General features: G+C 64.7%; 15 protein-coding genes and 1 pseudogene. 7 read left to right on the top strand and 9 right to left on the bottom strand.

The annotated features are described in order from the left end of the window. Positions 1 to 3 precede the first annotated feature (3 nt). Positions 4 to 399, top strand: coding sequence for an ArsR/SmtB family transcription factor (locus ACPFMJ_RS08635; protein ID WP_424363402.1), 396 nt, complete (start codon positions 4 to 6; stop codon positions 397 to 399). Positions 400 to 667: 268 nt separating this feature from the next. Beyond that, positions 668 to 1,258, top strand: coding sequence for a PAS domain-containing protein (locus ACPFMJ_RS08630; protein WP_424363401.1), 591 nt, complete (start codon positions 668 to 670; stop codon positions 1,256 to 1,258). A gap of 5 nt (positions 1,259 to 1,263) precedes the next feature. Here the strand turns inward: ACPFMJ_RS08630 and ACPFMJ_RS08625 are convergent, their stop codons facing one another. Further along, positions 1,264 to 2,883 (bottom strand): ABC-F family ATP-binding cassette domain-containing protein, encoded by a 1,620-nt coding sequence (locus ACPFMJ_RS08625; RefSeq protein ID WP_424363400.1) that lies wholly within the window; start codon positions 2,881 to 2,883, stop codon positions 1,264 to 1,266. 69 nt (positions 2,884 to 2,952) lie between these two features. Continuing rightward, positions 2,953 to 3,843 (bottom strand): retropepsin-like aspartic protease, encoded by an 891-nt coding sequence (locus tag ACPFMJ_RS08620; RefSeq protein ID WP_424363399.1) that lies wholly within the window; start codon positions 3,841 to 3,843, stop codon positions 2,953 to 2,955. Positions 3,844 to 3,972: 129 nt separating this feature from the next. On the opposite strand from ACPFMJ_RS08620, the pseudogene thrS reads away from it, so the two are divergent. After that, positions 3,973 to 5,903: pseudogene (thrS, locus tag ACPFMJ_RS08615) on the top strand (threonine--tRNA ligase). Positions 5,904 to 6,056: 153 nt separating this feature from the next. Here the strand turns inward: thrS and ACPFMJ_RS08610 are convergent. From ACPFMJ_RS08610 to ACPFMJ_RS08600, 3 genes are all read right to left on the bottom strand, one after another. Then, on the bottom strand, positions 6,057 to 7,091 hold the full coding sequence (locus ACPFMJ_RS08610) for a hydantoinase/oxoprolinase family protein (RefSeq protein ID WP_424363398.1): 1,035 nt from the start codon (positions 7,089 to 7,091) through the stop codon (positions 6,057 to 6,059). 66 nt (positions 7,092 to 7,157) lie between these two features. Beyond that, positions 7,158 to 7,667: a formaldehyde-activating enzyme gene (gene fae / locus ACPFMJ_RS08605; protein ID WP_424363397.1), complete on the bottom strand. Its 510-nt coding sequence runs from the start codon at positions 7,665 to 7,667 to the stop codon at positions 7,158 to 7,160. 185 nt (positions 7,668 to 7,852) lie between these two features. After that, positions 7,853 to 8,743 (bottom strand): NAD(P)-dependent methylenetetrahydromethanopterin dehydrogenase, encoded by an 891-nt coding sequence (locus tag ACPFMJ_RS08600; RefSeq protein ID WP_424363396.1) that lies wholly within the window; start codon positions 8,741 to 8,743, stop codon positions 7,853 to 7,855. A 390-nt stretch (positions 8,744 to 9,133) separates the two neighbouring features. Here ACPFMJ_RS08600 and rpmB point away from each other — a divergent pair, with 390 nt between their 5' ends. The 4 genes from rpmB to ACPFMJ_RS08580 all read left to right on the top strand — a co-directional run bounded on the left by rpmB (position 9,134) and on the right by ACPFMJ_RS08580 (position 12,435). Next, on the top strand, positions 9,134 to 9,427 hold the full coding sequence (gene rpmB / locus ACPFMJ_RS08595; RefSeq protein ID WP_424363395.1) for a 50S ribosomal protein L28: 294 nt from the start codon (positions 9,134 to 9,136) through the stop codon (positions 9,425 to 9,427). Next, positions 9,428 to 9,988 carry a hypothetical protein gene (locus ACPFMJ_RS08590; RefSeq protein ID WP_424363394.1) on the top strand — a complete coding sequence of 187 codons (561 nt, stop codon included), beginning with the start codon at positions 9,428 to 9,430 and terminating at the stop codon, positions 9,986 to 9,988. 83 nt (positions 9,989 to 10,071) lie between these two features. After that, a complete protein-coding gene (locus tag ACPFMJ_RS08585; RefSeq protein WP_424363393.1) occupies positions 10,072 to 11,355 on the top strand; it encodes a family 1 glycosylhydrolase in 1,284 nt (427 codons plus the stop codon). 69 nt (positions 11,356 to 11,424) lie between these two features. Then, positions 11,425 to 12,435 carry an SDR family oxidoreductase gene (locus ACPFMJ_RS08580; protein WP_424363392.1) on the top strand — a complete coding sequence of 337 codons (1,011 nt, stop codon included), beginning with the start codon at positions 11,425 to 11,427 and terminating at the stop codon, positions 12,433 to 12,435. Here ACPFMJ_RS08580 and ACPFMJ_RS08575 read toward each other — a convergent pair whose 3' ends face one another. From ACPFMJ_RS08575 to ACPFMJ_RS08560, 4 genes are all read right to left on the bottom strand, one after another. After that, on the bottom strand, positions 12,436 to 12,999 hold the full coding sequence (locus tag ACPFMJ_RS08575; RefSeq protein WP_424363391.1) for a DUF447 domain-containing protein: 564 nt from the start codon (positions 12,997 to 12,999) through the stop codon (positions 12,436 to 12,438). Beyond that, a complete protein-coding gene (locus ACPFMJ_RS08570) occupies positions 12,983 to 14,401 on the bottom strand; it encodes a DUF6513 domain-containing protein (RefSeq protein ID WP_424363390.1) in 1,419 nt (472 codons plus the stop codon). The genes ACPFMJ_RS08575 and ACPFMJ_RS08570 overlap by 17 nt, the downstream gene beginning before the upstream one ends. Positions 14,402 to 14,618: 217 nt before the next feature. Then, a complete protein-coding gene (locus ACPFMJ_RS08565) occupies positions 14,619 to 15,179 on the bottom strand; it encodes a flavoprotein (RefSeq protein ID WP_424363389.1) in 561 nt (186 codons plus the stop codon). After that, positions 15,176 to 15,808 (bottom strand): uridylate kinase, encoded by a 633-nt coding sequence (locus ACPFMJ_RS08560; protein ID WP_424363388.1) that lies wholly within the window; start codon positions 15,806 to 15,808, stop codon positions 15,176 to 15,178. The genes ACPFMJ_RS08565 and ACPFMJ_RS08560 overlap by 4 nt, the downstream gene beginning before the upstream one ends. Positions 15,809 to 15,811 lie beyond the last annotated feature (3 nt).

Here is a 15,811-nt window from a genome sequence, read left to right as displayed (position 1 = left end):
GGAATGCGTTCATTGCCTCCGGAAGTCGGCCCGCAAATTCTCATGACTGCCGGCCGTTCACGCCGCGGGCCGGCGCCGATCAAGCTCGCAGACGCATCGTTGCAGGCGCTGATTCCCAAGGCGGAAGAGGCCGAACAATTTCTCAAGGCGCTCGCCAATGCGCACAGATTGATGATCCTCTGCGAATTGCTCGAGGGCGAAGCCTGCGTCACGCAGTTGCAGAAGGCCGTTGGGCTCAGCCAGTCGTCGCTCTCCCAGCATCTTGCGCGACTGCGGCAGGATGCGCTGGTGAAGACGCGCCGGGAATCCCGGACCATTTATTACTCGCTCGCGGATGACCGGGTTAAGCGCATGATCGCCCTGCTGCACGACATCTTCTGCGCCGTCCGGGTAGATTAACGAGCCTCGTTCACTCAGCGACAGGTTGGAAGGCGGACCGGCTCGAGCCGACGCCTCGACGCGCTCTGCATCCCCCTGATTCGCTGCTGGAAATCAATGTTTTTATTCTCCGCAATTTCGCGGGAAGGAAACAATTTTAACCATCCTGCTAATCCTCTGATGAGGAGTTTACTTTACTCCTTCGCGCATCGGGATAACCCTTTGATAACCATTGCGACCATGCGCCGAAGACGCGCGGGCCCCTGGTTTCGCTCGGGCAGGAGCACGAATGAAGCAGCCGATCACGCGCGAACTTTACTCTTATTGGAGCCGGCTGAAGGGCGCCCGTCTTGCGCCGGAACATAATGACATCGACCTTTTGGCGATCCGCCATCTGCTCGCTGACGTCTTCACCATTCAGATCGACAGGCTGCGGCAATTCCCGTTCAGAATGTGCGGCACGCGGATCAACGCCTACTGGCTGTCGGAACAGAAGGGCCGGTCCTTCCTCGATCTGTGGGAGGCCGAGGATCGCCGCCGGGTCTCCTCCGCGATCGCGGCCGTCCTGGACGGAGTCGAGCCGCTCGTCGCGGGCGCGCATATCGACGCGCATGAAAGCGCCGCGCTCGACATGGAATTATTGCTGCTGCCGCTGCGTCACTTTGGAAAGACGCATGCGCTGATGCTGGGCGCCCTGACGCCGGCGCAGGACCCCGCATGGCTCGGGCGAAGACGGGCGCCCGCCCTGGCTCTTCGCTCGATGCGCATCGTTCACGCAAGCGAACTGCGAATGCCGACGCTGCGCCATGCCGACGCTCCCGGGCCGCCTAACCTCGTGATCCACGAGGGCGGCAAGGCGGGGGAGAGCGCTCGCCTCTAACCCGCTCACCCGTGCAGGCCGGGCGCCTCATGGCCGGTGCGGGCGACATATTCCGTGTAGCCGCCTTCATATTTGTGGACGCCTTCAGGCGTCAGCTCCAGCACGCGATTGGAAAGCGCCGCAAGGAATCGGCGATCATGCGAGACGAAGAGCATGGCGCCCTCGTAATTGCCGAGCGCCGTAATGAGCATTTCCTTCGTTGCGAGGTCGAGATGGTTCGTCGGTTCGTCGAGCACGAGGAAGTTCGGCGGATCGTAGAGCATCTTCGCCATGACGAGCCGCGCCTTCTCGCCGCCCGACAGCACGCGGCACTTCTTCTCGGCGTCGTCTCCCGAGAAGCCGAAGCAGCCCGCGAGCGTGCGCAGCGAGCCTTGCCCCGCCTGCGGGAACGCGTCCTCCAGCGTCTCGAACACCGTGCGGTCGCCGTCCAGCAGGTCCATGGCGTGCTGCGCGAAATAGCCCATCTTGACGCTCGCGCCGATATTCACCGCGCCGTCATCGGGCTGCGCGGAGCCGGCGACGAGCTTCAGCAGCGTCGACTTTCCGGCGCCGTTGACGCCCATCACGCACCAGCGCTCCCTGCGGCGCACGGCGAAATCGAGGCCCTCATAGATGGTGCGGCTGCCATAGCTCTTGTGAATGCTCTTGAGCGTCGCAACGTCGTCGCCCGAACGCGGGGCCGGACGGAACTCGAAAAGGATGGTCTGGCGGCGGCGCGGCGGCTCCACCTTCTCGATCTTGTCGAGTTTCTTCACGCGGCTCTGCACCTGCGCGGCATGCGAGGCGCGCGCCTTGAAGCGCTCGATGAATTTGATCTCCTTGGCGAGCATCGCCTGCTGGCGCTCATATTGCGCCTGCATCTGCTTCTCGTTTTGCGCGCGTTGCGCTTCGTAGAATTCGTAATCGCCCGAATAGGTCGTGAGCGAGCCGCCGTCGATCTCGATGATCTTGGAGACGATGCGGTTCATGAACTCGCGGTCATGCGAGGTCATGAGCAACGCGCCTTCATAGCCTTTCAGGAACGCTTCGAGCCAGATGAGGCTTTCAATGTCGAGATGGTTGCTCGGTTCGTCGAGCAGCATGACATCGGGGCGCATGAGGAGAATGCGGGCGAGCGCGACGCGCATCTTCCAGCCGCCGGAGAGCGCGCCGACGTCGCCGTCCATCATCTCCTGCGTGAAGTTCAGCCCCGCGAGCACTTCCCGCGCGCGGCCCTCGAGCGCATAGCCGTCGAGCTCCTCGAAGCGGCCCTGCACCTCGCCATAGCGCTCGATGATCGCGTCCATGTCGTCCTGGTCGGGGTCCGCCATGGCGGCCTCCAGCTCTTTAAGCTCGGCCGCCACCTCGCTCACCGGTCCGGCGCCGTCCATGACCTCGGTCACGGCGCTGCGGCCCGACATTTCCCCGACATCCTGGTCGAAATAGCCGATGGTCACGCCGCGATCGACGGAGACCTGCCCTTCGTCGGGCAGCTCCCGCCCGACCATCATGCGAAAGAGCGTGGATTTGCCGGCGCCGTTCGGGCCGACGAGCCCCACCTTCTCGCCCTTGAGGAGCGACGCGGAGGCCTCGATGTAAAGGATCTGGGAGCCGTTCTGCTTGCTGACGTTTTCGACGCGGATCATGTCTTTGGGAGAGCCGGAGGGAAGGGATTGGGCGCCCTTATGGCACGTCTCCCCCCGGCAAGGTAAAGCCTATTTCGCCCGCGCCTCCCAGACCGGGGCCTTCGGCTGGGTCAAATCCAGCGTCCAGTTCAGCCGGCTGATGAAATTATAGCCGAGAATGAAGGGCGTCTGAGGCCCCAGCGCCTCCCGCAACACGCCGAAATCATAGGCGAGCGCATAAACGCCCTTGAGAACCCGGCCCCCGCCCAGATCGAGCGATTTGACGCTGTAGATCTTCGACGTGAACGCCGCGCCGCCGGCCTCGCTCGCCTTGCCCTTGCGCTTAACGAGCGTGAAGAGGCCCTTGTGGCTGTCGACGAATTTCTGGTCCACGGCGGAGATTTCCGCGCCCGTGTCGAAGAGCCCGACGACGGTCGTATTGCCTAGTTTCACCGCGAGGCCGACGAGCTTCTGCTCCGGGCCGATCAACCGGAACGGCGTCGGATGAACCGGCGGGTCGCCGAAAAAGGTCATTTCGCGCTTCGTGAAATCAAGCGAAAAGCGCGCGCCCTTGAAGAAATCGAGGCCGAGGAGATCGTCGCCGTCATTCGCCGCGCAGCGCGCGACCTCGTATTTGGCGCGGGCGATCCCGTTTCCCTGAGCGGCTTTGATCTCGACATTCTTCGCCTCGACATCGTCGCAGCGGACCGTCCGCCCGGACGCCCCCGTGGAGTCGCTCTGCCCGATGACGGCGAGATCCCTGTTCCAGGGCGCCAGGGCGACGCGCGTCGTGGAGGCGCCCGTATCGAGCCGCATCGTCCCCATCATGTTTCCAAAGCGCATGGGCAGATAGATTCGGCCGCCGCCGAAATCCGCCTGCGTCAGCGTCATCGGAACGACCGAGCGGCCGGGCTCGGCGCGGAGGTCGGCGGCGAATAGCAGGGAGGCGCATAAAAAGGCGAGGCGTCCAGGCGTCTTCATCTGTGCATGTCACCTATTCAAAAATGCCTTTGGGAAATATCCGCGCCCCGCGCGCGTTCTGCAATGGGCGTGCAAGCTCCCTAAGCCACGGAGCCTGTCCCGGCGATTGAGCGCGACAGGAGCGACGATATGGTTGCGGTTACGTTCCCCGACGGGGCTTCCCGTCAGTTCGAGCCCGGCGTCACGGGCTTCGACATCGCCAAGAGCATCTCACCCTCTCTCGCCAAGCGCACTGTCGCCATGACGCTCGACGGCGAGCTCGTCGATCTCATGAAGCCCGTCAAAAAGGACGCGAAGATCGAGTTCGTCTCGCGCGACGATCCGCGCGCGCTGGAACTGATCCGCCACGACGCGGCCCATGTGCTGGCCGAAGCCGTGCAGGAGCTTTATCCCGGCACGCAGGTGACGATCGGCCCCGTGATCGAAAATGGCTTTTATTACGATTTCCATCGCGCCGAGCCCTTCACGCTCGAGGACCTGCCGGTCATCGAGAAGAAGATGAAGGAGATCATCGCGCGCGACGCGCCGATCGTGCGCGAAGAGTGGGACCGCGACCACGCCAAGACATGGTTCATCGCCAAGGGCGAGACCTTCAAGGGCGAGCTGATCGACAGCATCAAGTCGGACGAACCGCTCTCCGTCTACAAGCAGGGCGACTGGCTCGATCTCTGCCGCGGCCCGCATCTGCCGTCGGTCGGCAAGGTCGGCACGGCGTTCAAGCTGATGAAGGTCGCCGGCGCCTATTGGCGCGGCGATTCGACGAAGCCGATGCTCTCGCGCATCTACGGCACGGCCTGGGCGACGCAGGAGGATCTCGACGCCTATCTGCACCGGCTGGAGGAAGCCGAGCGCCGCGACCATCGCCGCCTCGGGCGCGAGATGGATCTCTTCCATTTCCAGGAAGAAGGGCCGGGCGCGATCTTCTGGCATCCCAAGGGCTGGACGCTTTCCAGACGCTGATCGCCTACATGCGCCGCAAGCAGAAGGCGGCGGGCTATACGGAAGTCAACACGCCGCAGGTGCTCGACCGCGCCCTGTGGGAGACGTCGGGCCATTGGCAGACCTATCGCGAGAACATGTTCGTCACCAAGACGGAGGACGAGCGCGTCTTCGCGATCAAGCCGATGAACTGCCCCGGCCATGTGCAGATCTTCAAGAACGGCCTGAAGTCCTATCGCGATCTGCCGGTGAAGATCGCCGAGTTCGGCGTCGTTCATCGCTACGAGCCTTCCGGCGCGCTGCACGGCATGATGCGCGTGCGCGCCTTCACGCAGGACGACGCGCATATCTTCTGCTCCGAAGACCAGATCATGGAAGAGGCGCTGAAGATCAACGATCTCATCCTGACGATCTATCGCGACTTCGGCTTCGACGACGTCGTGGTGAAGCTCTCGACGCGGCCGGAAAAGCGCGTGGGCTCGGACGAGCATGGGACAAGGCGGAAGCGGCGCTTGGGCGCGTGCTGGAAGAACTCGGCAAGCGCGGTCTCAAGACGAGCATCCAGGAAGGCGAAGGCGCGTTCTACGGGCCGAAGCTCGAATACGTGCTGCGCGACGCCATCGGCCGCGAATGGCAATGCGGCACGACGCAGGTCGACTTCAATCTGCCGGCCGCGTTTCGGTGCGTTCTACATCGACGCCGACAGCGGAGAAGAAGACGCCGGTCATGGTGCATCGCGCCATGTTCGGCTCGCTCGAGCGCTTCACCGGCATCTGATCGAGCATTACGCCGGCCATCTGCCGCTGTGGCTCTCGCCGTTGCAGATCGTCATCTGCACGATCACGCAGGAGGCGGACGACTACGCCTATGAAGTGGCGGCGACGGCGCGCAAGCTCGGCATGAATGTCGACGTCGACGCGCGCAACGAGAAGATCACCTACAAGGTGCGCGAACACTCGCTCGCCAAGGTTCCGGTGCTTCTCGTCGCGGGCAAGAAGGAGGCGGCGGAGCGCACGATTTCCATGCGCCGTCTGGGCTCGCAGCAGCAGACGCAGATGGGGATCGACGAAGCTCTGAAGTTGCTGGGCGACGAGGCGACGCCGCCGGACGTGCGGGGGTAGGGGATCGCCCCCTCCCCAACCCTCCCCCGCTTCGCGGGAGAGGGAACAAATTGCCGGTTCATTGAACCTCGGACACGGGCCCGGACAGCGCAACACCCCTTCTCCCGCAAAGCGGGGGAAGGTGGCGCGACGCGCCGGATGGGGGCGCGAGCGTTAGAGCGCCAACAGCGCCAATGCCGTGGCCGGCGCGCAATTTGCAGCGGCGACGCGCAACTCGTCCGATGCAGCAACGATGAAAGCGGCAAAGTCGCGATAGCTGCGGCCCTGCCTCTGCGCGAGTCGCTCGGCAACAGCGCGACCAACCCCGGCGCCGATGAAAGACGCGTCGGGCGCAATCGCATTGCGAGAGGCGAGCAATGCGATCTGATCTTCGATGACGCGCATTTGCGCGCGGGCGAAATATGCGGCGAGAGAAAAAGCCTGAGCGTCTGAGAACTCGGCCCCGTCGCGCCCGACGACTCGCGCCAGGCGCGCGCGCGACGCCGCGACGGTTTTCGGCCTTCCATCCGCCGTCGGCGACAGATCGGCCGCGCTATCTCCCTCTTGCAGGTCGCCAAGCGCGCGCCTTACGTCAGCCATCGACGCGAAGGCCTCGTTGACGAGCGGCGTCCATTGGCCGCCGACAGGCGCAAGGCGCGCATAGGCTTGCGGGGCGCCGCGCGAAAAGCCAGCATAGGCAAGTTCGCCGCAGGCAAGTCGTTCGGCGTCGGTCGCGCCCTGCGCGTCGACGCGGCCATTGCTGATCGGGACGAGGTCCGTCGTCGTCGAGCCCATGTCGATGAACAGCGCGTCGCTGCAATGCTGCGTGACAAGCTCGGCGCTGGCGCGCCAATTGGCGGAGGCGACGGCTTCCGCCGCATCGGCGACCGAGCTGCGAAGGATGAAGCCGCGCGCGCCCGCGTAAAAAAGAAGATCGCCCGCGCCGATCTCGCGCGCGGCGATGGCCGCGACCGAAACGACGCCTGCGGAGCGATCCTCGAAGGCGTCTGACAATTCGGCCGTCATGGTGACGCGATGACGCGCGGCGGGGCCGAGTTCGGCGAGGGTCTCGCGGATCGGCGCTTCGAGATGCGCGAGGCCCAGATGCGGCGCGCAGGCGCGCTGCGTCACCGCGACGATGCGCCCGTTCTCGGCGCGGGCCGCCTTCACATGCGCGCCGCCAATGTCCCAGCCGATGGTTGCGGTCATGCTCTTCTCGAAAAGAAAAAGGGGAGCCGCAAGGCCCCCCTTCAAATCTTGGCCCAGGCCCGAACCTTAGTTCGGAGCGAAGGGGTGCTTGGCGTCGTTGCGCTTGGCGACGACTTCCGAAGCCTTCGGCTCGCCGGCGACGGCGCGGGCGATGGCTTCCTTCGTGGCCTGGTAGTTGTAGTCCTGGATCTTCTTGTCGTCGTTGGCGTCCCAGTGAATGAACACGCCGACCGAGATGAAGAGGTCGTCAGCTTCGTCGACCGGAATCACGCCCTCGGCGACCGAGTCGGCGACGGCCTTGGCGACGCCGTGCTGGGCCGGGCCGAACATCTGGACGGCCTGCTTGGCGCCCTTGATCGTGACCTTGTTGAACAGGATCGTGTTGGGCTTGCAGAGCAGGTTCGGGGCGACGACCGCGAGAAGGGTCGTGAAGCCGTCCTTGTTGTTGACGAGCGCGTTCGCGAAAGCGAGCTCGGCGGCCGAACCGCGCGGACCCATGATGAGGTCGATGTGAGCGACTTCGTTGCCTTCGCCGACGAGCGACTCGCCGACGAGCATCTTGTTGATCTTCGCCATGTGCGTTTCCTTTCGAAGAAACCTACGCCCCGCCGCAGCGGCGGGCGTTTGGGGAAAGCGCCGTGCGCATAATTGCGCCGGCCTTGAGAAGCGCCGCGGGCCTTCCGCGGCGCGCACTCAATCAGTTTCGCGTGACTTTGCCAAGACTATCGCTCCGGCGATCGACCTGGCCCACGCGATTTAACTCAAACCAGCTTGCGCGCCAGGGCGAAAGCGTGACGGAAATCGAGGCAGAGCGGCTTGTCGGATTCGACCATCTGCTTGAAGAGGCCCGATTCCGTACCGTATTTGACGTTGCCGATCGCCAGCGCGCCGATGCCGAGCGCGCCGTGATCGGAGATCACGACGCCATTGTCGTGCAGGCCGCAGCCCTCGACGCCGAGCGGCGGAACGGCGTTGACGTCGGCGGCGATGAGCAGGTTCTTGGCGGCGTTGAGATCGGCCTTGGAGAGCACCTGCACGCCGGCGCGGGCGCAGCACAACGCGATCTCGTGATCGAGAAGCAGGCTGCGCACCATTTCCTGCGAGCTGCCGTCAGCCGGCTTCACCTTGATGTTGAAGCGCTTCGACATTTCGTCAGCCTGCTTGGCGACGCGATCGAGGCCCGAATAGCCGACAATGGTGACTTCCGCGCCTTCCAGCGCGGCGATCACCGCGGAGGAATAGCCCACGACGCCCGTTGCGCCGTAAATGACGATCTTGGCGCCCTTGAGCTCGCGCTGCTTCTTTTCCTTCAGCACCTTCTCGGTGCAGGCGACCATCGCGCCGGCGGTGGTGAAGGAGCCGTAGGGATCGGCGAAGAGCGACACTTCGAAAGGCTTCAGCAGCGCCTTCTGGGCGGCTTCGAGCATGTCGAGCGCGAGCACCGCGTCGCGGCCGGCGAAGAAGATGCCGGTCTTCAGAGCGGCGGAGGGGGCGCGGGAGAACATCGCGTCCTGGACGAGCGCGGTGACTTCGTCGAGCGTGACGTTGGTGTAGGGAATCGCGGCGTCGTAGCCGGCGTCGAGGGCCATGTTCACGTCGAAGGGGCTCATATGCTTCAACGTGCTGAGCATATGCAGGATTGCTTTGGCCATTGGAAAATCCCTAACCTTTGTCGTTCTGGCCCGGCGCCGAACGGCGGGCGCGGCGGGAGGACAGGCTCCGGCTCTGTCAATTTTCGATGATTCCGGGCATGAAGAATGGCGCGCAGGGCGCCGGGCCCCGCCCGGAGCGACGATGAGGCTTAGAGCCCAGAATGTGGCCAATGTCCAGAGGCGAATACGCCGCAGCAGGGGCTTTCCCCGGGCCTTTCCCGCCTTCGCCCGGTTGACGCTCGGCAGGCTTGGACTTATAAGGCGCGCGATCAGGGCTCGGCGCGAGAGCGGCGGGCCTTTGCTGTCGTTTCCACCCATCCGCTGACGGCTGTGGGCTCAAAGGCCCCTCCCGGCGCATGGATTGTCTAAAACGGTTCGAAAGGAAGTTCCATGTCCCGGCGTTGCGAGCTGACCGGCAAGGGCGTGCAGACGGGCAATCTCGTCAGCCACTCCAATCGCAAGACGCGCACGCGTTTCCTGCCCAATCTCGTCAATGTGACGCTCGCCTCCGAGGCGCTGGCCCGCTCGGTGCGCCTGCGCATCTCGGCGGCGGCGCTCCGTTCGGTCGAGCATCGCGGCGGCCTCGACGCCTTCCTGGCCAAGGCGCATGACGAGGAACTGTCGCAGGGCGCCCGCGCCCTCAAGCGCGAGATCGAGAAGAAGCAGGCTGGCGCGACCGCCTGATTGCGCAAGATCGTTCTGGTCCGGCACGGCCCCGTCGCTTTGAAGGCGTCGGGGCTTTTGTCGTTCGAGGACTTTCAGGCGTATATCGCCGCCTACGAATCATCGGGCCTTGTCGAGGCTGCGACACCGCCTGAAGAACTTTTCAGGCAGGTAGCCGACATCTCGACGGTCTTTGCGAGCAATGCGCCGCGTGTTGTCGAGACGCTGGCGCGGCTTCGTCTTGAGCCAAATGTCGTTTCATTGGAATTCCGGGAAGCGCCGCCGAGTGCGCCCAGGGCGACGCTGCGCCTGCCGGCCATCGTCTGGCTCGGACTGGCGCGCGCCCGCGGCGAATTCAGCCCCGCCCTCGCAAGCGCGCGCGGCGACCTTCGCAGCCGCGCCGCCGCTTGCGCCGAACGGCTGATCGAGGCCAGTCAATCGGGTCCCGCGGCGCTTGTCGGCCATGGCTGGTTCAATCGCTATGTTGCTGGGGCGCTGACGGCGCGCGGCTGGCGGCGGGCCGGCGGTCCCGGCTTCGCCGGCCCTTGGGGATATTTGAGCCTCGAGCGTCACGTCGGCTGAAAGGCAGTTTATCCCGAACGCTGCGCAGCCTTGCGGAGCGCGCTCTAGCTAACTGCTGATCGGCGGGCGGCGAGGAGCGCGCAATGACTTATTTCATGTTCAGCACAGGCATAGAAAACAGCAGTCCCAAAATCGCGCATGGGCGCAAGCGCATCGACGAGATGGAGCTTTGCGGCCATTACCGGCGTTGGCGCGAGGATTTCGACCTCGTCGAAGATCTGGGGGTGAACAAGCTGCGCTACGGCGTGCCGCTGCACAGGACATGGCTGGGGCCCGGCCGCTATGACTGGGAATTCTCCGACCTCGCTTTCAGCGACCTGCACGCGCGCGGAATCTTCCCCATCGCCGATCTCTGTCATTTCGGCGTGCCGGACTGGATCGGAGATTTCCAGAACCCGGATTTTCCGGAGCTCTTCGCGGGTTATGCGAGAGACTTCGCGATCCGCTATCCGTTCGTGCAACTCTATACGCCCGTTAACGAGATGTATGTCTGCGCGACCTTCTCGGCCGCCTATGGGTGGTGGAACGAGCAGCTGACGACGGACCGGGGCTTCGTCGCCGCGCTCAAGCACATCGTGAAGGCCAATGTTCTCGCGATGTACGCGATCCTCGCCGTGCGTCCCGACGCGATCTTCGTTCAAAGCGAATCGACCGAGTATTTCCACGCGGAAAATCCGCGGGCGCTCGGTCCGGCGGAGCTGCTCAACGAAAGGCGGTTTCTGTCGCTCGACCTCAATTACGGTTGGCGCGTCAATTCGGAAATGTTCCGTTTCCTGATGGATAACGGCATGACCCTCGAAGAATACGACTTCTTCATGCGCGAGCATCTGAAGAGCCACTGCATCATGGGAAACGATTATTACGGGCGCAACGAGCATAATGTGACAGAGGAAGGCAAGACGTCCTCTTCGGGCGAGATTTTCGGCTATAACGAGATTACGCGCCAATATTACGAGCGCTACCGCCTTCCGGTGATGCACACCGAAACCAATACATGCGAAGGGCCGAGCGGCGATGAGGCCGTGCGATGGCTGCGCAAGGAGTGGGCGAACGTCCTGCGCGTCAGAAACAGCGGCATGCCCATTGTCGGCTTCACCTGGTATTCGCTCACAGACCAGATCGATTGGGACATCGAACTGCGCGAGGCCCGCGGCAGGGTTTGGCCGGTCGGCCTTTACGATCTCGATCGCAAGCCGCGCGCCGTCGGTAAGGCCTATAAGCAGCTCATCAAGGACTGGCGTGAAGTGCTGCCCGCGCAGAGCGTCTGCCTCACCGTGCCGCTCGCGCCCTATGGGGCCGGAGAATTGGGCGTCGCCGTGCGGCCGATCGAGGCGGAGCGGACGGAGGCACAGGCGAGTTCGGGGTAGTCATTCGATTGCCGTTCAGGTTGCCCGCGGCCCGCGCGCTCCGATGTAATTCGCGAAAGGGAGCGCCGAATGGACATACATGACGAAGCCCCTGTCGCCGTCGTCACCGGCGCTTCCGCCGGCGTCGGCCGCGCCGTCGCCGCCGCCTTTGCGCGGCGCGGATACCGCGTCGCCCTGCTGGCGCGCAGCCCGGAGGGGTTGGAGGGCGCCTATCGCGACGTGGCGAATGCGGGCGGCCAGCCTTTCGAGCTTATCGCCGACGTCGCCAAGCCTGACGACGTCTTCGCCGCCGCCGAAGCTGTCGTTGCGCGTTGGGGCCGCATCAATGTCTGGGTCAACGACGCTATGGAGACGGTCGTTGGACCCGTGGACAGGATCACGCCCGAAGAGTTCAGGCGCGTCACGGAAGTGACGTATCTCGGCGTCGTTCACGGCACGCTCGCGGCGCTGCGCCACATGCGAGCCCGGGACGAGGGTCATATCATCCAGATCGGCTCTGCGCTCGCCTATCGCGCCATCCCGCTGCAATCCGCTTACTGCGCGGCGAAATTCGCCATTCGGGGGTTCACCGATTCGCTTCGCGCCGAGCTTCTGCACGACAGAAGCGGCATCCGGCTGACCATGGTGCAGCTGCCCGGCGTCAACACGCCGCAATTCGACTGGTCGCACATGCATTTCACGCATCGTCACCAGCCGATCGGAACGGTGTACGAGCCCGAGGCTGTGGCGGATGCGATCGTGGGGGCCGCGCAGGCGCCGCGCGCGCCGCGCGAATTGTGGCTCGGGGCGCCGACCGTTCAGTCGATCGTCGGCCAATTCGTTGCGCCGCGCTTTCTCGACCGCTATCTCGCGCACAACGCCTATGAGGCGCAGCTTTCCAACGACCCCGTGCTGCCCGGCGATCCCGACGAATTGCGCGGGCCCGACGATCGCGACCATGGGGCGCGCGGGCGCTTTGCAGCGCGGGCGCAGAACAGCATCTTGGCGGTCGATCCGGCGCAGCTACGCGCCGGCGCCGTGATCGCCAGCCTCGGCTTGCTCGCGGGCGCGTTTTTCCTCGGGCGCGGCTCGCGGGCCTGATTACGCCGCGCCTCTATGCGCGGCGATCTTCTCCATCACCATGTCCCACGCCTCGCGTTCCGCGGGGCCGGCCGTCTTGTCGATGGCGATCTTGAGATAGGCGATCTCGCTGTCGATCTTCTCGCGCGACAGCATATTGAGACGCGTCGCGAGAATCGCCGCCTCCAGCACGGCGGCGCGCGCGCGGTTCATGCCGAGGAAGGGCCGATGCGATTCCGTATGCTTCACCTTGCAGAAGAAGCGCGGACGAACCTCGTCTTCATCGACGCGCGCGATCTCCAGTTCCGCATGGGCGAGGGCGCAGGAGAGGCGCGGCGCGGGCCAGCCTTCGATGTCGGTCAAAGGAAAGCTGCGCTTGCCCACGACGAGGCCCGCAAAGACGCGCGCGTCGTCGGTGAAGCTGGCCGTGAGCTTTTTGTTGTGTTCGAGATTGAAGAGCGTCTTCGACGGACGGAACGGCGCGGCGATCCAGTAGTCGCCGTCGTCGATGAGCCCGAGCGGCGCGATATGCGGGCGGCCTTCGGGCGAGAGCGTCGTGAGGACGCATTCATGAATCAGAGGCATTGCCTTTTCCCTCGCCCGCCTTGCGCATGGTGTGGCCCATTTCCTTGAAGCGGGTCGCGTCTTCTTCGTTGTTGTCCGTGGCCGCGCCAAAGTCGAGCGGCTCGTCCTGCCGGTAGCGCTTGCCGAGCTTGTAGGCGAGCTCCGCCTTCATCAGCTCCGCCCCGAGATAGAAGGCGTGCGCGCCGTCATGCTCCACATTGAGATGCGGAAAAAGGGACATCGCGTCCTGCTCGACGCAATGAAAATGCTTGGCGAAAATGTGTACGCCGTCGCGTGTGACGTCGATGCGGAAATTCGAATCGCGCAACTCGCGCGCGAGCTCGGCGATCTCCTCGGGCGTCGTAGCGTAAGGCCGCCTGTCATGCACCTGCAGCAGCGCGTCGCTATAGCCCTTCGGCAAAGCGCGGTCGGCGCGCGCGGCGTACATCAGGCGACGCGCCGCATCGTGCTCCTGCAGCGTGCGCCGTGTATGCGGACTCACCTGCACGGTGAGGAGATGGCGAATGTTCAGCTCCGAGCAGATGCCCAGCATCGCCGCCGTGACGCCTCCCGAATCCGCATCGGTAAGCTCGGTGAGATTGCCCGTGCCCATCATGATCTCGGCCTCTGGCTCGCGCGCGCGTATTTCCACATAGCGCGCGATCGAGGCCGCGAAACCGAAGTGAATAGGGTCGAGGATTGGATCGAGAATGAAGTCGATGCCGCGCTTGCGGGCGATGTGCGCGGCGCGTTGCAGCGAGTCGAGATCGCCATGCGGGCGCGGCACGAGGATCGGCACGAGCGGCGAGTTGTCGGGCAGAATAGAGAGCGTTTCTTCGTCGAGGCTGAGCAGATGATCTGCGCCCGCCTTCGCGGCGCGCGTCAGCTCGGCGACATTGGCGGAATCAACAGAGACCTTCAGCCCCCGCGCCTTCAGCGCCGCGATCGTCTCCTCCATATGATCGAAGGGCGTGTCGGGCAGGCAGCCAAGATCAATGACGTCGGCGCCGGTGCGCGCAAGCTCAAGCGCCTTGGCGACGACTTCCTCGACGCTCATCTTCGAGGCGTCGACGATCTCGGCGAAGATGCGCATGTCGTAGCGCGAGAGATCCGGCTTCGTCCGGCCGCGGCCCAGATATGCGGGAAGGTCCGCGACCTCCTCCGGCCCGCGCTCGAAGGGCACGCCGAAATCCGTCGTCAGCGCGTCGAGATCGGCGCGGCAGCGACCCGGTAAAATGACGCGGTCGGCCTCGAGCGGGCGCGGCAGGCGGCGCTGGATGATCTCCTGCGTCATGAGCGCCGCGACCTTCACGCCGATATCGTGAACGCGCCAGCCCTGCGCCGCCTCGCCAAAGCCCGCGACCATCCGCTCGAGTCGCGGATAGGCCAGATGGCCGGTGAGGAAGAGGAGGCGCTCGGTCATGACTGTGCTTTCCTGCGGGCGGAGGTCGCAATCGAATGTGAGATAGCGGCTTTACCCCGCCCCGGCGCTTCGCGCCCACGCTCCCCCTCCAGAGCCGTTTCCGATCCGATTGCATCGGATCGTGGCTCCAGCTTTTTGTTTCGACGCGCTTTCTCGCGCCGAACCAGTTTCCACTCCAGCGGAAAGCGCTCCAGGGGAGTGTGTGAAGCGGTGTCGATCACGCGTGCTCCGCCAGCTCCCGCTTGCGGCGCTCCACCGCCTCCACGAGAGCGGCGAGGCTCTCCACCACCTGCGTCGCCTCGAAGGATTTGAGCTTGTCGGTGTTCTCGAGGTCGATGCGGCGCGGATAGACCATCACCATGCCCTTGGGCGCGCGGGTCTCGAGCTCCGGCGCGGTGTCGCAGGCGAAGACGATTGTCGGAACGCGGCATTTGCCGGCCTGGGCGAAGACGTTGGTCGCGAGATTGTCGGAGATGCCGACGACGGCCTTGGCCACGGTGTTGGAAGTCGCCGGCGCCACGACGAGCGTGTGATAGACATTGTAATAGAAGCCGCCGACCGGCGCCGCGCTCGCGGTCGTGTCCTTGAAGATGCGGATCGTGTCCGGCAGGTTGAGATCGTGCTTGTACATCCGCACGACCTCCGCCGCCGCCTTGCTGACGAAGAGGTCGCAATGGTCGAGCGAGCGGATCATCTCCAGGCATTCGGTAAAGAAATGGCCGGAGCCGGTGAGCGCCCATCCCCAGCGCGGCGTGACGACGTCTTTCTTTTTTGTCATGAAGCGATCTTCTGTGTTGGGGAGACGACAGGCGCGCCGGGCAGGGCGCCGCTGGCGAGACGCGCGCCCGCATCGGGAAGCGCGCGTGGACCGGCGACGTAGACGGGCGTTCCGCCGACATAATCAGGAAAGGCCGGATCGACAATGCCGGCCGAGGCGAGGCTCGCAGAAGCAGAATCGGCGCCGATATCGACGCTCTTGATCATCAGCAATGCGTCGGCGCGGGTCTGGCGCGCGAGCCAGGCCGCGAGGCTGTCTGAGGTCACCTCCCAGCCGGGGACGATGTCGCGCGCGGCGCAGACCATATTCGAGGCGCGCCACAGCGCGATGCGGCCCGCCGCATGGATGACCTCGATTTCCTCGGGCGTCGCGGCGAGGTCGAGACCGTAAAGTTCGGAAAGCGCCAGCGCATATTGCTCCATGGCGAGCACGGCCATGGCGTGGGCTGTCTCGTCGGAGTAGCGCAATTTCGGCTGCGCGGCGCGGACCGCATCGGCGAAGGGGCCGCCGCCGCCCACCAGCGTCAGGCGATGCGGCCAGCGCTTCAGCGCCTCGATCCAGCGCGCGAGATTGGGCGAGTCGTGGAGCGAACCGCCGATCTTGACGACGAGGAGAGGCGCCCGCGTCATCGC

This window comes from Methylocystis parvus (assembly GCF_049675845.1).
GTDB lineage: Bacteria > Pseudomonadota > Alphaproteobacteria > Rhizobiales > Beijerinckiaceae > Methylocystis > Methylocystis parvus_A.
This window is presented reverse-complemented; position numbering and strand designations above follow the sequence as displayed.

What these genes read in the sequence shown, in the direction of transcription:
- ACPFMJ_RS08635 (WP_424363402.1), top strand. Translation starts at nt 4, where the DNA reads ATGCGTTCATTGCCTCCGGAAGTCGGCCCGCAAATTCTCATGACTGCC.
- ACPFMJ_RS08625 (WP_424363400.1), bottom strand. Translation starts at nt 2,883, where the DNA reads ATGATCCGCGTCGAAAACGTCAGCAAGCAGAACGGCTCCCAGATCCTT.
- ACPFMJ_RS08630 (WP_424363401.1), top strand. Translation starts at nt 668, where the DNA reads ATGAAGCAGCCGATCACGCGCGAACTTTACTCTTATTGGAGCCGGCTG.
- fae (WP_424363397.1), bottom strand. Translation starts at nt 7,667, where the DNA reads ATGGCGAAGATCAACAAGATGCTCGTCGGCGAGTCGCTCGTCGGCGAA.
- ACPFMJ_RS08585 (WP_424363393.1), top strand. Translation starts at nt 10,072, where the DNA reads ATGACTTATTTCATGTTCAGCACAGGCATAGAAAACAGCAGTCCCAAA.
- rpmB (WP_424363395.1), top strand. Translation starts at nt 9,134, where the DNA reads ATGTCCCGGCGTTGCGAGCTGACCGGCAAGGGCGTGCAGACGGGCAAT.
- ACPFMJ_RS08580 (WP_424363392.1), top strand. Translation starts at nt 11,425, where the DNA reads ATGGACATACATGACGAAGCCCCTGTCGCCGTCGTCACCGGCGCTTCC.
- ACPFMJ_RS08575 (WP_424363391.1), bottom strand. Translation starts at nt 12,999, where the DNA reads ATGCCTCTGATTCATGAATGCGTCCTCACGACGCTCTCGCCCGAAGGC.
- ACPFMJ_RS08565 (WP_424363389.1), bottom strand. Translation starts at nt 15,179, where the DNA reads ATGACAAAAAAGAAAGACGTCGTCACGCCGCGCTGGGGATGGGCGCTC.
- ACPFMJ_RS08620 (WP_424363399.1), bottom strand. Translation starts at nt 3,843, where the DNA reads ATGAAGACGCCTGGACGCCTCGCCTTTTTATGCGCCTCCCTGCTATTC.
- ACPFMJ_RS08610 (WP_424363398.1), bottom strand. Translation starts at nt 7,091, where the DNA reads ATGACCGCAACCATCGGCTGGGACATTGGCGGCGCGCATGTGAAGGCG.
- ACPFMJ_RS08570 (WP_424363390.1), bottom strand. Translation starts at nt 14,401, where the DNA reads ATGACCGAGCGCCTCCTCTTCCTCACCGGCCATCTGGCCTATCCGCGA.
- ACPFMJ_RS08560 (WP_424363388.1), bottom strand. Translation starts at nt 15,808, where the DNA reads ATGACGCGGGCGCCTCTCCTCGTCGTCAAGATCGGCGGTTCGCTCCAC.
- ACPFMJ_RS08600 (WP_424363396.1), bottom strand. Translation starts at nt 8,743, where the DNA reads ATGGCCAAAGCAATCCTGCATATGCTCAGCACGTTGAAGCATATGAGC.